Here is a 14,326-nt window from a genome sequence, read left to right as displayed (position 1 = left end):
GTAATGCTTTTGACGCAGCAGCCGCCCAGAAGGCTCAGATCGTAAATCATCGAAAATTCACGGCCAAAGCCGAAGGTTCCCGAGGCAGGAATAACCGGGTTTTTCAGGTTCAGACCTGGAAGCTGTACAGAAAGATCCATTACAGTACCACCTTTCCAATCGGGAATACGGGTCCGTTCTTGCAGACGCGAACCTGCATGCCGTTGCGATCCGTCATGACGCAGCCGTTGCATACGCCAAAACCGCAGCCCATGCGGGCTTCTAACGATACATAGCCTTTGGTGTAGGCATTGCTGACGGCGCGCAGCATCGGAAGCGGGCCGCACGAGAGGACAAAATCCGTCTCGATGCCCTTAGCGCGAACGCCGTCCAGAACGGTGCCCTTAATGCCGGCACTGCCGTCCATCGTGCAGATGACGGGCGAAATGCCCAGATGCTCAAATTCATCGACGTAGAAGACATCGCCGGCACTGTTAAAGCCCAGAACGACATCCACTTTAGCGCCTTTTTCAAGATAGGCTTTTGCGGTATACAGCATTGGAGGCGTTCCGACGCCGCCGCCCAGGATCAGAACTTCTTTCTGATCCGTGATCGGAAAACCGGTTCCCAGCGGACCGAGCAGCGAAAGGCAGGTGCCCGGTTCCATCGTCGACATTTTGTCGGTTCCATTTCCCATGATTTTGTAAACCAGCGTCAGGCGGTCTTCTTCCACCCACGATACGGAGATCGGGCGGCGAAGAAAGTAGCCGGGCAGCGCCACATCCACAAACTGGCCCGGTTTGGCCAGCGCGGCGAGGTCGGTTTTCAGAACCATTTTGTAAACCGAATCGGCGATGGGGGTATTGTTAAGGATTTCTGCGTTGGATTGTTTCATGTTTATTTCCCCATTTCGTTCATGGAAATCATCGAGAAGGAAAGGGATTCAAGAACTTTGAGAAGCGCGTTGGCGGTATCGAGGGACGTCATGCAGAAAATGTTATTTTCCGAAGCCACGCGGCGGATGATAAATCCGTCGTCCTCGTTTTTGCGCGAATGACGGCTCATCGTGTTCACTACGAAGTTGACGCGGCCGTTTCGGATGACATCCACAACCGATTCCACATCGCCGCCCTGATTTTCAATCTTGGCAGCGTCGTGAACGAACAGGCCATGTTCGCGCAGGAAGCGAGCCGTACCCGGGGTGGCGTAAATGCCGTAACCGATCGTCGCAAAACGCTTAGCCAGCGGCAGTGCGTCTTCCTTGTCCGCATCCGCAATCGTCAGCAGGACGTTGCCGTGCGGAGAAACTTTGATACCAGCGGCAACCAGGGCTTTATACAGCGCCTTTTCAAGGTTGATATCGGAGCCTAACGCTTCACCGGTCGATTTCATTTCCGGTCCAAGAACGGTGTCTACGCTGCGCAGCTTGGCAAAGGAGAAGACTGGTGCCTTGACGAAGACGCGGTGCGCGTCTTCCGGACGATAGCCAGGTTCATAGCCCTGTTCGCGCAGGGAGTGGCCAAGTACCGCCATCGTCGCCGCATGGGACATCGGCGTACCGGTAATCTTGGACAGGAACGGAACGGTTCTTGAAGATCTCGGATTGACTTCGAGAACATACACCTGATCATTATGATCAACAATAAACTGAATGTTGTACAGTCCGATGAATCCGAAACCTTGACCGATCCGGATGGCGTAGTCAATAATAGTACTTTTTACTTCGTCGCTGATCGTCTGGGGCGGATAGACCGAAATGGAGTCGCCGGAATGGACGCCGGCGCGTTCGATATGTTCCATGATGCCCGGCAGATAGACGTCTTTTCCATCAGCGATGCCATCGATTTCCAGCTCCTTGCCGACGATGTACTTGTCGACCAGAATCGGAGCGTCATGGGAAATTTCCTTAACCGCGTTGCCCATGTATTTCACGAGTTCATCGTCATCGTGAACGATTTCCATAGCGCGGCCGCCCAGTACGTAGGACGGACGAACGAGAACCGGATAGCCGATGCGCTTGGCGATGTCGAGCGCTTCTTCAACGGTAACCGCGGTTTCGCCCTGCGGCTGCGGGATATCAAGCTTTTTAAGCATCGCTTCAAATTCATGACGGTCTTCCGCAAGGTCAATGCTCTTGAGCGACGTACCGAGAATCTTGACGCCGTGTTCGGCAAGGGAAGCTGCCAGGTTGATGGCCGTCTGGCCGCCGAACTGAACGATGACGCCTTCCGGTTTTTCGAGATCGATGACTTCCATGACATCTTCGGTCGTCAGCGGTTCGAAATACAGCTTGTCGGAAATCGAGAAGTCGGTCGATACCGTTTCCGGGTTGTTGTTGATAATGATGGCTTCATAGCCGGCCGAACGCAGCGATTCGACGCAGTGTACGGTCGCGTAGTCAAACTCGACACCCTGACCGATACGGATCGGGCCGGAACCGAGAACGATGATTTTCTTATTGTCGGAAGGAATGCTTTCGTTTTCCTGCTCATACGTCGAGTAGAAGTACGGGGTGGCGGAAGTAAATTCGCCGGCGCAGGTGTCAACCATTTTGTAAACCGGAACGATGCCATTGGCGTGACGCAGGTCATACAGTTCCTTTTCCGGCACGTTCCAGGCTCTGGCGATGTAGGAATCGGAGAAGCCGTTTTGCTTGAGGATGGCGAGCGTTTCGACATCCATCGGTTTTGCCATCATCAGGGATTCGAGGTTGATGATGCGCTCGAGATGCCACAGGAAGAACGGGTCGATCTTCGTCATATCGTGAAGTTCTTCAATCGTGCCACCGTCGCGCAGCCATTTGCCCAGCGCGTACATGCGCAGATCGCTCTTGCCTGTGATCAGCTTGGCGAGATCTTCCCTGGACAGTTCGTCAAGATCCTTTAAGTACAGATGATCGACTTTCATTTCCAGCGAACGTACGCCTTTGAGGAACGATTCCGCAAACGTACGGCCGATGGACATGACTTCACCAGTCGCCTTCATCTGCGTACCGAGGGTACGGTCGGCGTTCGGGAATTTGTCGAAGGGAAAACGCGGGAACTTGGAAACGATGTAGTCAATCGCCGGTTCGAAGCAGGCGTAGGACGATTTGGTAATCGGGTTGAGAATTTCATCGAGGGTCAGGCCGACTGCGAGTTTGGCCGAAATGCGCGCGATCGGATAGCCGGTGGCTTTGGACGCCAGCGCCGAAGAGCGGGATACACGCGGGTTAACCTCAATGACGTAGTACTTGAAGCTTTCCGGATCGAGGGCGAGCTGTACATTGCATCCGCCGCAGATTTTCAGGGCGCGGATGATTTTCAGCGAAGCTGAACGAAGCAGCTGGTTTTCGCGGTCGGTCAGCGTCTGTACCGGAGCGACAACGATGGAGTCGCCGGTATGAATGCCGACAGGATCCACGTTTTCCATGTTGCAGACCACGATCGCGTTGTCGTTGGTATCGCGCATAACTTCGTACTCGATTTCCTTGTAGCCGGCAATCGACTGCTCGATCAGGCACTGGTGAACTGGGGAAATTTTCAGACCGGCATCGCAGATGGTGCGCAGTTCTTCTTCATTGTCCGCAAATCCGCCGCCGGTTCCGCCCAGAGTGTAGGCCGGACGGACAACGACCGGGTAGCCGAGGGTTCTGCAGTATTCCACTGCCTGATCCACGGTGTGGACGATGTCGCTTTCCGGCACCGGTTCGTTAATTTCACGCATGAGCGAACGGAAGAGTTCGCGGTCTTCCGCCTTGTTGATGGCGGAAAGGTCGGTACCGAGGATTTCGACACCGTATTCATCGAGAATGCCGTCTTCCGCCAGTTCAACAACCAGGTTCAGACCAGTCTGGCCGCCGAGGGAGCCAAGAACGGCATCCGGGCGTTCCTTATAAATAATGCGTTTGGCAAAGTCGAGGGTAATCGGCTCGATGTACACCTGGTCGGCAACAACCGAGTCGGTCATGATGGTCGCCGGGTTGGAGTTGATCAGAATGACTTCATAGCCTTCTTCACGCAGCGACTGGCAGGCCTGTGTTCCTGCATAGTCGAATTCGGCGGCCTGGCCGATGACGATCGGGCCGGAGCCGATAACGAGAATTTTATGGATATCCGTACGTTTAGGCATTCTTCTTTTTCTCCTTTTCTTCTTCCATCAGCGCCATGAAGCGGTCAAACATTTTCTTGGAGTCGTTCGGGCCGGCATTGGCTTCGGGATGGAACTGAAGCGAGAAAACCGGGTATTCGGTATGCATCATGCCTTCGCAGGACTTGTCGTTCAGCGCGACATGCGTCATTTTCAGACCCGTTCCTTTCAGCGAGTCCTTATCGACCGCATAGCCATGGTTCTGGCTGGTAATTTCCACATGGCCGTCTTCGAGATCAACAACTGGATGGTTGCCGCCGCGATGGCCGAATTTCAGCTTGTAGGTATTGGCACCGCAGGCCAGCGCGATCAGCTGATGGCCCAGGCAGATGCCGAAGATGGGTACTTTTCCGATCAGATTGCGGATCGTTTCAATCGATTCCGGCAGATCTTCCGGGTTTCCAGGACCGTTCGTGAGCATGACACCGTCCGGGCGGAAGTTCATGATCGTTTTCCAGTCGGTGTTATACGGAACAACGACGATGTCGCAGCCGCGCATCGACAGTTCGCGCACGATGCCCAGCTTGGCGCCAAAGTCCATCAGGATAACTTTCGGTCCGCGGTTTGGTACCGAGTAAAGCTTGGAGGAGCTTACGCGCTTTACCTGATCGTGCGGCAGTTCCGTTTCCTGCAGCGTTTTCACAATTGCGTCCACATCGGCGTCGACATTGGCCATCGTCGCGCGCATGGTGCCGTGTTCACGGATGCGGCGGGTCAGCGCGCGGGTATCCACTTCGCTGATGCCTGGGATATTTTCGTTTTTGCAGAACTGGTCGAGCGATTCGCAGGCGCGCCAGTTGGAGTAGTCGTCACAGAGATTTTTGACAACGAAACCGAACGCAGCCGGTTCAATGCTTTCCCAGTCGTCGCGGTTTACGCCGTAGTTTCCGATGAGGGGGTACGTCATCAGAATGATCTGACCGCAGTAGGAGTTGTCCGTAAGGATCTCCTGGTAGCCGGTCATTGAGGTGTTGAAAACAAGCTCGCCGATCTGGAAATTGTCGGAGCCGAAGCCCTTGCCTTTCCAGACGCTGCCGTCTTCAAGAATCAGCAGTCTGTCTTCCATATTTATTTATCCTTTCTATTTATTTATTCTTTCTGGTCCATACCGGGCGGCCCTCCGACCACGTCTGCATGACGCACACATTCGCTGTCCAGCCGCCAAACGGCGTATTTTTCCCTTTCGATTCAAAATCGGCGGGGTCAATGGTGTAGGTTCGATCAAAATCCGCCAGGAAGAAATCCGGGCGATAGCCTTCGCGCAGCTCGCCGGTCTTTTCCAGACCGAAGCGCTTCGCGGGCTTTGCGGCCATCCACTCCAGCAGCTGTTTCAGACTCCAGCGTTTCTGGCGGTCCACAAACTCGGTGTACAGCAGCGGGAAGGCGGTTTCGAGAGCAACGATGCCAAAGGGCGCCTTGTCCATCGGCCGCGTTTTTTCTTCCATCGTATGCGGGGCATGGTCGTTGGCGATGAAATCCAGCGTTCCATCTTCCAGCCCTTCAATCAGCGCCATGCGATCTTCATGCGAACGCAGGGGCGGATTCATTTTTTCCATCGCATCCTGAACGTCCCTGTCTTCCAGGAGCAGATGATGTGCAGTCACTTCGGCGGTGCAGTTGACGCCGTCGCGCTTGGCCTGCCGCAGTGCTTCCACGCTTTCTTTTGCGGAAATGTGATCCGCATGGTAAGCCACCGGAATCTGGCGTGCATAGCCGAGATCGCGAATGAGCTGGGCGCTTTCACAGGCGCTCGGAATACCGATCCAGCCATTCTTTTTCGCGTACGGACCTTCATGCACCGAAGCGCCCGGCGCGCGATAGTTCATGTCTTCGGTATGGCAGGAAAAGAGCACATCGGCTTCCACTGCCTTTTTCATGGCTTCCTGCATGACATCGCCGCTCGCTACGCCGACGCCGTCATCCGAAAACTGATGAATGCCGAGTTTTTTCAGCGCCGCATAGTCGGTCGGCGTCCTGCCGGCTTCATCGTCGGTGATTGTTCCAAACGGAATCACGCGTACAACGGCATCGTTCGCGATTTTTTCCAGATACGGTTCCATCGTCTCTACAGTTGATGGATACGGGCGAAGGTTTGGCATCGCGAAGATCGTCGTAAAGCCGCCGGCAGCCGCCGCCCGGCTTCCCGCGGCAATCGTTTCCTTGGCTTCGTAGCCTGGTTCGCGCAGATGCACGTGGGTATCAACCAGACCGGGCAGTACAGCCAGACCCTTGGCATCGATAATTTCCACATCGTCATCGACTTCAATTTCTGGCGCGATCTGAAGGATTTTTTCCTGATCAAACAACATTTCCAGATTCTGAAGCGAACCGTCATAAAAGATGCGGGCGTTCTTGATCTTGATGGGGTGAAGCCCGGAAAATGCGGGTTTCGTGTTCACAGAGATTTCCTCCTTTATTCGGGTTTCTCTTATTTATCGTAGATTTAACGGAAGGCTCCGTCTTATCTTTCCTGGATTCGTAAGTGTTTCTGGCCGGTTTCGCCGGCTTTTTATGGCTCAGGCCTTGCTTCGGCCAAAAGGCTCGAAGCCGAGAGCACGGCGGACAACCGCCTTGCGGACGAGGACCCCGTTTTTCATCTGCTGGAAAATGCGGCTGCGGCTGCATTCCACCAGATCGGTATCAATTTCCACGCCGCGATTGACCGGCGCCGGATGCATGATGATCGCATGATCCTTCATGCGCTTTTCCCGTTCTTTCGTCAGGCCGTAGCGGCTGAGGTATTCCTCGTCGCTCAGGCTTTCGAGGCGGGCGCCGCGTTCACGCTGAATGCGCAGCAGGATGAGGACGTCAGCCCATTCAATGTTTTCGTCCAGATCCACAAACGGGTAGCCTTCGCGTTCCCATTCTTTCGGTCCCGCAAAGCGGACTGTCGAGCCGAAGCGTTCGAGGGCTTCCTTGTCGCTGGCCGCAACGCGGGAGTGAGCGACATCGCCGCAGATGAGCACGTTGAGGTGATCAAGGCGGCCAAATTCGTTGTAAATCGTGAGCAGATCGAGCAGGCACTGTGTCGGGTGATTGCCCTTGCCGTCTCCGGCATTGATGATGGGAACTTCAATATTTTCCAGTTCGCGGAAATATTCGTCCTGGGCGCTCCGGATGACCAGAACACCGTAGCCGAGCGCCTCAAAAGTGCGCACGGTATCGTAAAGCGTTTCCCCCTTTGTCAGCGAAGACGATTCGGGGTTGAAGTCGGCGGCCTGCAGTCCAAGCTGGTATTCCGCGCTTTCAAATGAGTAGTGTGTACGAGTCGAAGGCTCAAAAAAAAGATTAGCAGTAAGTTTCCTGGATGAAACAGGAACCTGCCAATCTGATTGAGAACTATAAAAAACCTTCGCATCATTGAGAATATCGAGGATATCCTGATTGGATAAATCCTTCATAGTGAGAAGCGACTTTGGATTCATTCACTTACCTCCCTGATGTCCAGATCCATGGTGATGATCAATTTGATCTTTTGGATTATAGCGCAAGTCCCCGCAGGATGACAAACAAATTTCAAGCGTCGTACCCTGCAGGAATTTTTCCCCTCCGGATTGCACCATTTCCCTTCTTTTGGATCATTTTCAGAATGTATCTCTTCGAATTAGGAACTATACCATGCGCAGTAAAAAAGAAAAATCAGACGATCCGCGTCAGGCAAACGGAAAATGGTATAGGGGCAAGCAGAGCCAAAAGCGTAGATACAGATCGGCAAAAGTAAAAAAAACGAGATTTCCACTTTACATAAAGCGTATACATCCATTTTACCCTAAAAAAAACTGTCAAAGATTCGATGGCTGCGCAAAGAAAAAACATCCTGCAGGAAAACAGAACCAAAATGTGTAGCTACAGATTTGCAAAAAAACTAAAAAGGATATTTTCGCTTTATATAAAGAAGATATATACTTTTTTCACCTGAAAAACTGTCAAAGATTCAATTGCCATCCCAGTTCCTGCAGGAATATTCCGCCTCTGGACTTTGCCGTTTCCCTTCTTCTGCGCCATTTTCCGAATGGATCTCTTCGAATCCGAAACTATGTTCTGCGCAGTAAAAATGGAGTGCCGACCGGTTTTCGACACTCCGTTTTTCTGTTTCCTCATTTTTTCACGTTTTTTACTGCCGGACTGGGCGCACTTACGGGTTGCATCGTTTGCAGGGCTGATAGCCTTCCGCAATCAGCGCATCCCGGCTGGCAACGACATCCTTGCGGTTTTTCGGTTTCATATCCGCGACGGACTTGCAGTCGGGATGATGGAACTTATGCGTATTCGTATTGCAGACGTAGGACGCTTCGGCAGCCGGAGCCTGGGCGGGTGCCTGGGCATCGTCGCCAGAAGGAGCGGCCTGTTCCTGACCCGTTCCGCCGACGGCGATGGTTCCGTCCGCTTCATTAGATCCGTCAGCATAATTGATGGCCACACCCGGTTCGCGGTTGTACGCAAAGACGCAGAACTGCAGTCCCTTTCCGTCATCTTCGACAGATTTGGCTTCCATCAGGACACCCTGAGCAACCAGATCGTTTCCTTTGTAAATTGGGGTCACCCGGTACATGACGTGGTTTCCCGTCTGTTCAATATAGTCCCGGGCCTGTGTCTCATACGGAAGCATGCCTTTCGTATTCATCGTCCGGGTTCCGGTAATGAGGTTGCGCGGATTGGCGTTCTGACCGGAAAGCATGTAAGCCACCAGATGGCAGCGGTTGTACACATAGCCGTTTTCCACAAACGGATATTCCTTGTTTTCAAAACCGGTCGGATGCACGGACGAAATATCGCCGCGATCTTCCTCCGGCATGATTTCCTGACCTAAAGAGGCGTAGCCCATAGTCGCTCGGCCAAACGCATCCAGATCGAAGTAATGCTGGAAAGCCTGCGTCGTTTCTTCGTTTTCTTCAAAAAACGGGACGTTTTCATGAATGATTGCCACCGGATTTCCGGTATAGGGCGGAATGTCGTCCGCGGTAAAGTCGTAGCCAGGCGCGTACGGCTCGCTTTGACTGTCTGCCGCGGCCGTTTGCGAACTTTGCGAAGACAGGCTGGACTCATTTTGCAGGGAAGACGTTTGCTGACTTTGCGAAATGGAAATCGAACTTTGCGACCGGCTTGCATCCTCGACGGAAGAAGCGCCGCATGCCGTCAGCAGCGGGATCAGAAGCAGCACAAGGGCGCGGTTTAAAATCCTGGACATCGTTCTCGCCCGTTTTCGCACTCTGTGCGAAAATCGATGCGCAGAAGAATTAAAGGGGTTCATCGTCTCAGTTTCCTTTCCGTAAAAGACCAGCCCCTTTTCCATCGCCAGAAAGCCCGAAAAATCCGCTTTGATTCCGATTATGGGAAGAGTGTGGTCTCTCTTTTTTCTCTCATTCGTCTATATTTTGGACCAGTTGTCAGAAATTTAGAATTATTCGGGCACAATTATCCGTTAAATAAGGCGATTTCGAATTTCGCCGAAATCGTCTCGTAAAATTTGGGGTCCTTTCTGGCGTGTATGCGCTTTCGTCATCTTCACATATTTAGGCGCTAATCCTTTGAAATCTCTTTTTTAGAATGATTTTGGAAATGAGGAATTCCATGAACAATAACATTATTTTCTATCTCACCTTTAAAAAAGATCTTGTCTTCTTCTACGAGAATCTTCCGCTTCGCGAAGCCCTCGAACTGATGTACAAACACGGCTATACCGCCATTCCGGTCATCGGTCTGGACGGTACATACGTCGGCACCGTCAGCGAAGGCGACTTCCTGTGGTTCATCCTGCAGAAAGGCGCGGATGCAAAGACGCTCGAATCCTATACAGTAACCGACCTGATTCGCGACGACTTCATGCCGCCCGTCAACATCAGCGTTTCCATTGACGACATTCTGGAAACCGCCCTCCACCAGAACTTCGTTCCCGTCGTCGATGACCGCAGCATCTTCATCGGCATCATCACCCGGCAGACGCTGCTGCGCGCCCTGGGTTCTTCCTCTTTGCAGCCTTCGCTTGCCGCGATGCCAAATTCGGAAAACGCCTCAACGCGCATCTAGCGGCGCGATCCGAAACCTGTTTTATCGTATTGCTTTTCTCCCTTTTCTCCTTTGTTTTCTTTGCCTGCTTTTTCGGGAAGCAGGCATTTTTTCTGCCCGGACGCGCAAAATGACGCTTCTTTCCAGCTTTTTCTGAGCGCTCTGTGCGCCCGTTTTCAAAAAACCGGTGCATGGTATAATCAGTTCACCTTTCGAGGGAACAACACGTTTTTTAACAGGAAAAAATCGACTTTCAAAATCGTATTTTTCCATACAATCTTCTGTTTAAAATTCTGGAAATGGAGCTGATGTTCTTGGTGTATATAAGTCTGTCCATTCTTTCGTTTGCGGCAGCCCTCTTTTTTCTGACTCTGACCATGCAGCCGGCAGATGACGCCCGCTATACGGCCATGGATCTCTTTCTCGCTCTGCTCTTTCAAGTGCTCAGCGCCTGGCTGCTCGTCCAGCTGCCTGCGGTAGCGGCGGTGCTCAACGGCCCGGCTTCCTTCTGGATTCTCATGGCGATCGAACTGATACTTGGTCTGATCTGGGTGCATCTTTCCAAACGCATTCACTTTTCTTCCGCCAGCATGAATTCCCTGCAGAAACCGCTGCTCAAGCTGTTTTTCTGGCTGCCGGAAGAAGCCGCGGACAGCGACGATGAACTCGTCCGTCTGATTGAGGCTTCCTCGGTTCCGGAAATGGAAGAACAGCGCGAAGTACTCGAAAACGCGCTCGATCTCAACGACACGTCGCTCGATGAAATCTGTACCCACCGTTCCGATATGGTGTGCCTGTCCATGAAGGAAGATCCGTCCAAGTGGAAGCAGATCATCATGGCTAACCGGCATACGTTTTATCCGATCACCAACGAAAGCGACGACGATATCGTCGGCGTGCTCGATACCCGCGATTATTTCCGTCTGAACGGCTGGGGCAAGAAAACCATTCTCGATCACACTGTCGACAAGCCGCTGTTCGTTGCCGAAAGCAATACCGCCGATGAGCTGCTGCGCATGATGAAGCAGCGCCACACGTACATCGCCATCGTTCTCGACGAATACGGCGGTGTCGTTGGTCTGGTCACCCTGCACGACATTATCGAAGAGCTCTTCGGCGATCTGTCCGAAGAGGAAGAAAAGCGGCAGGCGGATATCGTCCGGCTTCCGCGCGGCGTCTGGCGCATTAACGGCGAAGCCGATCTGGACGATGTGTCCAAGGCGCTGGGCATGGACCTGCACCTTGATGATTTTGAAACGTTCTCCGGCTACGTGCTCGGCTCCATGGGCTACATTCCCGAAGACGGCAGCCAGCTTGAAACCCGCATCGGACCGCTGTCCATTCAGATCCGGCGCATTCAGGGACACCGCATTCGTCAGGCGCTCGTCAAAGTCGAAGATGAACCGAAGGGAAATCCCGCGCCAGAAAGCACTCCAACTGGAACCGCAAAGTCGGGCTCAGCCAGACACTGAGCGCTCCAAACGCGGAAGCCAAAGGCAGGACAGTCCTCACCATTTTGAAAAAGAAAAAAACAAATGGTCTTTTCCAGTCGCCGAATCGGGCGAGAGGAAAAGACCATTTTTGCGTAGTATTGAATTTTCAAAGACTCCGGCAGAACTCTGGAAAGAGGAAAACCTTCCGAAAGTGAGAGCTCTGTGCCTAAAACCGGTTTTCGATGACGCCTTCCTTGAGCTGCTTCATCTGCTTCCATGAGCGAAGCACGAGAATAAACGCGAGCAGAGCGGAAAGCAGATCGGCGATCGGCTGGGAAACGACCAGTCCTTCAATTCCCCACATCAAAGAAAAGACGAAGGCGAGCGGAATGAAGAAAATGATCGTGCGGGAGAGGGAGACAAACACCCCTTTGCCCGGCTGGCCGATGGCCGCAAAATACGTCGAACTGAGCGACTGAACGCCCTGGATGCAGATGCCCATCAGGTATACGCGAAGCATGATCACACCAAAGCGGACGTACAGTTCATCGCCGGTTCCAAACAGAAGAATGAGCGGTCTGGGAAAGCACTGAAACAGCACTTCGACAAGCGTTCCTAAAACGACGACCGAAATCAGACCCTTGACCATGCATTCCTTCACGCGCCCATACTGCGCGGCGCCATAGTTGTAGCCGACAATCGGCTGAAGGCCCTGCGCAATGCCGACAATGACGGAAATGAAGAGGCCGTTAAGCTTGAAGGCCACACCGCTGGCCGCGATTGGAATATTGGCGCCGTAAACGGACAGGGACCCGTAGTACTTGAACATGTTGGTCAGAAAAATCTGAACCACAAGAACCGCCGCCTGGTTGAGCGCTGAAGCCATACCCAGGTTGCAGATTTTCTTCAGCGGCGCCATGCGGATTTTGAAGCTGTCCGCATTCATATGCACATGCTTGAAGCGCGGCAGATAAAAGAGTGCGATGACAAAGCTCACGATCTGGCCGATAATCGTCGCCCACGCCGCACCGGCCATGCCCCAGTGAAAGACGAAAATGAAAATCGGGTCCAGGATGCAGTTGACAATAGCGCCAACCACCATGAAAAACATGGAAAAGGAAGGCGAACCGTCCGCCCGGCAAAGCTGGGAAATGCCGTTGCTGACAATGAGAAAGGGCATGCCAAGCAAAATGACGCGGGAGTATTCGAGCGCGTAGCCGTAGTTTTCCGGGGTGGCGCCAAAGACCGGCAGCAGAGCCGTAATGCTCAGCTCGCCAAGAACCAGATAAATCAGCCCGCTTAAAAACATGAAGCTGAGCGCCGTACCGGCCGTTCTTGCCGCCTCATCCGGACGTCCTTCGCCCAGCTGCAGCGAGTAGCAGGACGCGCCACCCACGCCTAAAAGCAGGGCGATTGCCAGACAGATGGTCGAAAGCGGAAAGACGACCGTCGTCGCGCCGTTGCCCAGATAGCCAAGACCCTGGCCGATAAAAATCTGGTCAACGATGTTGTAGAGCGAGCTCACCAGCATCGCGATGATGGACGGGAACGAATAGCGAAACAGCAGCTTCGAAATTTTCTCGGTGCCTAGTGGATTGCCGGCGGACAGTGTCTTTTCCATCGTGTACCTCCTGATCGTGCAAACGGACGAATTTCTCCGTTTTTGTCGGTGAACGCCTCCACGAAAACGTGCTGTAAAAAGGACAGGCGTCCATTTGTATACGAAAGGATAGCACACAATTATTTTCAGTACGGAAAAAAGTAAAATTTGGTGCCGTTTCGCTTAGTGGATTTTCCGCTCTCCTGCTGCGGTTTGCGGATGTTTTTTCGGCAAAAGAAAAAGTCCCGATTTCTCAGGACTTGAAATCTTACGACTTTAAAAAGGCGATAATGTCTTCTTCCTGGAGCGCGTCCACGGATTCCGGAGTATCTTCGACATCCACTTCAATGGCCAGTTCGCCGTTGTCGTCATAGACATGACAGGTGAAGGGATGTTCGTCGATTGAATCGAAATCGAAGCCGGCATTGCTCGGCAGACACTGCGAAAGCATCAGCGGTTCATCGCCGGTATTGATCAGGCGGCGTCCAATGTTCGACGGAATCTTGTGGAGACTGCCTTCTTCCAGTTCTTCACACCAGCATTCGCCGTCGCGGCTGAGGAACATGACCAGACCGGTTCCTTTCATGCAGAGCAGATATTCTTCCGCATCCGGATTGACGTGAAAATGACCTTTCGTGCAGAAGTACTGGTCATCCACCTTGCCCGGATACAGGGTAATGTGCCCCCAGTTGAGATGGCCTTCGCCCGGCTCAGATTCCTTGACGATGTGCTCATAAATCTTAGTTTCCGGATCGAGGGTCGGATCTTTGCGGCGGAAGTAATCCGCGTCTTTATAGCGCATGACCATTTCGGTCAGATTGTTTCCATTCAGACGTTCCTGCCAGTGATGGGTCAGCTGTGACTTGGTGACCGCTACACGTTTGTGATTTGTATTATCCATATTCAGTACCTATTCCCGTTTCGCTGTATGACGCAGCGGCATTCAGGCTTGCCTGCAGCCTGTCCCCAGAACGCAAGGCGGGCTTCCCAACGGGAAACTTTGACAATCAGGCAAAGGGAAAGACTCGCGTTCGGATCATCTGTGCTGGAAAGCGGGGGTTCTTTCCGGTACTCAGGTTATAGCGCTTTTGGCACTTTTTTTCGTTTATTATGCTTATTATTATTGAATAGAACTTTCCCAATCAGCTAAACTATACGGTCGGATTTTTGCGTGGACGAC

The 14,326-nt window shown here is 52.7% G+C and carries 11 protein-coding genes and 1 pseudogene; 2 read left to right on the top strand and 10 right to left on the bottom strand.

What is annotated here, in order from left to right; translation table 11 throughout:
• The 7 genes and pseudogenes from ACLUYS_RS04555 to ACLUYS_RS04525 all read right to left on the bottom strand — a co-directional run.
• A pseudogene (locus tag ACLUYS_RS04555) lies at positions 1-140 on the bottom strand (dihydroorotate dehydrogenase catalytic subunit); the annotation flags it as partial.
• Positions 140-874, bottom strand: coding sequence for a dihydroorotate dehydrogenase electron transfer subunit (locus ACLUYS_RS04550; RefSeq protein ID WP_230266910.1), 735 nt, complete (start codon positions 872-874; stop codon positions 140-142). The gene ACLUYS_RS04550 and the pseudogene ACLUYS_RS04555, both read right to left, overlap by 1 nt.
• Positions 875-876: 2 nt before the next feature.
• A complete protein-coding gene (gene carB / locus ACLUYS_RS04545) occupies positions 877-4,089 on the bottom strand; it encodes a carbamoyl-phosphate synthase large subunit (protein WP_230266911.1) in 3,213 nt (1,070 codons plus the stop codon).
• On the bottom strand, positions 4,082-5,173 hold the full coding sequence (gene carA, locus ACLUYS_RS04540; RefSeq protein WP_412659237.1) for a glutamine-hydrolyzing carbamoyl-phosphate synthase small subunit: 1,092 nt from the start codon (positions 5,171-5,173) through the stop codon (positions 4,082-4,084). Before carA ends, carB begins: the two co-directional genes overlap by 8 nt.
• A 19-nt stretch (positions 5,174-5,192) precedes the next feature.
• Entirely contained in the window at positions 5,193-6,506 is a 1,314-nt protein-coding gene (locus ACLUYS_RS04535; RefSeq protein ID WP_412659235.1) for a dihydroorotase, read from the bottom strand.
• A 117-nt stretch (positions 6,507-6,623) separates the two neighbouring features.
• The gene (locus ACLUYS_RS04530) at positions 6,624-7,532 is read right to left on the bottom strand and encodes an aspartate carbamoyltransferase catalytic subunit (protein ID WP_230266914.1); all 909 of its coding nucleotides are present in this window, start codon (positions 7,530-7,532) and stop codon (positions 6,624-6,626) included.
• Between the two features lie 710 nt (positions 7,533-8,242).
• Positions 8,243-9,295 (bottom strand): DNA/RNA non-specific endonuclease, encoded by a 1,053-nt coding sequence (locus tag ACLUYS_RS04525; RefSeq protein ID WP_288339142.1) that lies wholly within the window; start codon positions 9,293-9,295, stop codon positions 8,243-8,245.
• 383 nt (positions 9,296-9,678) lie between these two features.
• Here ACLUYS_RS04525 and ACLUYS_RS04520 point away from each other — a divergent pair, with 383 nt between their 5' ends.
• Complete coding sequence (locus ACLUYS_RS04520; protein ID WP_230266916.1) at positions 9,679-10,134, top strand: CBS domain-containing protein; 456 nt, start codon at positions 9,679-9,681, stop codon at positions 10,132-10,134.
• A gap of 21 nt (positions 10,135-10,155) precedes the next feature.
• Here ACLUYS_RS04520 and ACLUYS_RS04515 read toward each other — a convergent pair whose 3' ends face one another.
• On the bottom strand, positions 10,156-10,386 hold the full coding sequence (locus ACLUYS_RS04515) for a hypothetical protein (RefSeq protein WP_230266917.1): 231 nt from the start codon (positions 10,384-10,386) through the stop codon (positions 10,156-10,158).
• 44 nt (positions 10,387-10,430) lie between these two features.
• Here ACLUYS_RS04515 and ACLUYS_RS04510 point away from each other — a divergent pair, with 44 nt between their 5' ends.
• Positions 10,431-11,585 carry a hemolysin family protein gene (locus ACLUYS_RS04510; RefSeq protein WP_288339145.1) on the top strand — a complete coding sequence of 385 codons (1,155 nt, stop codon included), beginning with the start codon at positions 10,431-10,433 and terminating at the stop codon, positions 11,583-11,585.
• A gap of 187 nt (positions 11,586-11,772) precedes the next feature.
• Here the strand turns inward: ACLUYS_RS04510 and ACLUYS_RS04505 are convergent, their stop codons facing one another.
• Complete coding sequence (locus ACLUYS_RS04505) at positions 11,773-13,167, bottom strand: MATE family efflux transporter (protein WP_230266919.1); 1,395 nt, start codon at positions 13,165-13,167, stop codon at positions 11,773-11,775.
• Between the two features lie 247 nt (positions 13,168-13,414).
• Positions 13,415-14,047, bottom strand: coding sequence for a glucose-6-phosphate isomerase family protein (locus tag ACLUYS_RS04500; protein ID WP_230266920.1), 633 nt, complete (start codon positions 14,045-14,047; stop codon positions 13,415-13,417).
• Between the last annotated feature and the right edge of the window lie 279 nt (positions 14,048-14,326).

Origin of the sequence: Allobaculum sp., from assembly GCF_047010065.1 — a bacterium.
Taxonomy (GTDB): Bacteria; Bacillota_I; Bacilli_A; order Erysipelotrichales; family Erysipelotrichaceae; genus Allobaculum; species Allobaculum fili.
Note: the sequence above shows the minus strand (reverse complement) of the source record. Positions and strands in the feature narration are given on the sequence as shown.

What these genes read in the sequence shown, in the direction of transcription:
- ACLUYS_RS04505 (WP_230266919.1), bottom strand. Translation starts at nt 13,167, where the DNA reads ATGGAAAAGACACTGTCCGCCGGCAATCCACTAGGCACCGAGAAAATT.
- ACLUYS_RS04515 (WP_230266917.1), bottom strand. Translation starts at nt 10,386, where the DNA reads ATGGAAAAATACGATTTTGAAAGTCGATTTTTTCCTGTTAAAAAACGT.
- ACLUYS_RS04525 (WP_288339142.1), bottom strand. Translation starts at nt 9,295, where the DNA reads ATGTCCAGGATTTTAAACCGCGCCCTTGTGCTGCTTCTGATCCCGCTG.
- carB (WP_230266911.1), bottom strand. Translation starts at nt 4,089, where the DNA reads ATGCCTAAACGTACGGATATCCATAAAATTCTCGTTATCGGCTCCGGC.
- ACLUYS_RS04500 (WP_230266920.1), bottom strand. Translation starts at nt 14,047, where the DNA reads ATGGATAATACAAATCACAAACGTGTAGCGGTCACCAAGTCACAGCTG.
- carA (WP_412659237.1), bottom strand. Translation starts at nt 5,173, where the DNA reads ATGGAAGACAGACTGCTGATTCTTGAAGACGGCAGCGTCTGGAAAGGC.
- ACLUYS_RS04530 (WP_230266914.1), bottom strand. Translation starts at nt 7,532, where the DNA reads ATGAATCCAAAGTCGCTTCTCACTATGAAGGATTTATCCAATCAGGAT.
- ACLUYS_RS04520 (WP_230266916.1), top strand. Translation starts at nt 9,679, where the DNA reads ATGAACAATAACATTATTTTCTATCTCACCTTTAAAAAAGATCTTGTC.
- ACLUYS_RS04550 (WP_230266910.1), bottom strand. Translation starts at nt 874, where the DNA reads ATGAAACAATCCAACGCAGAAATCCTTAACAATACCCCCATCGCCGAT.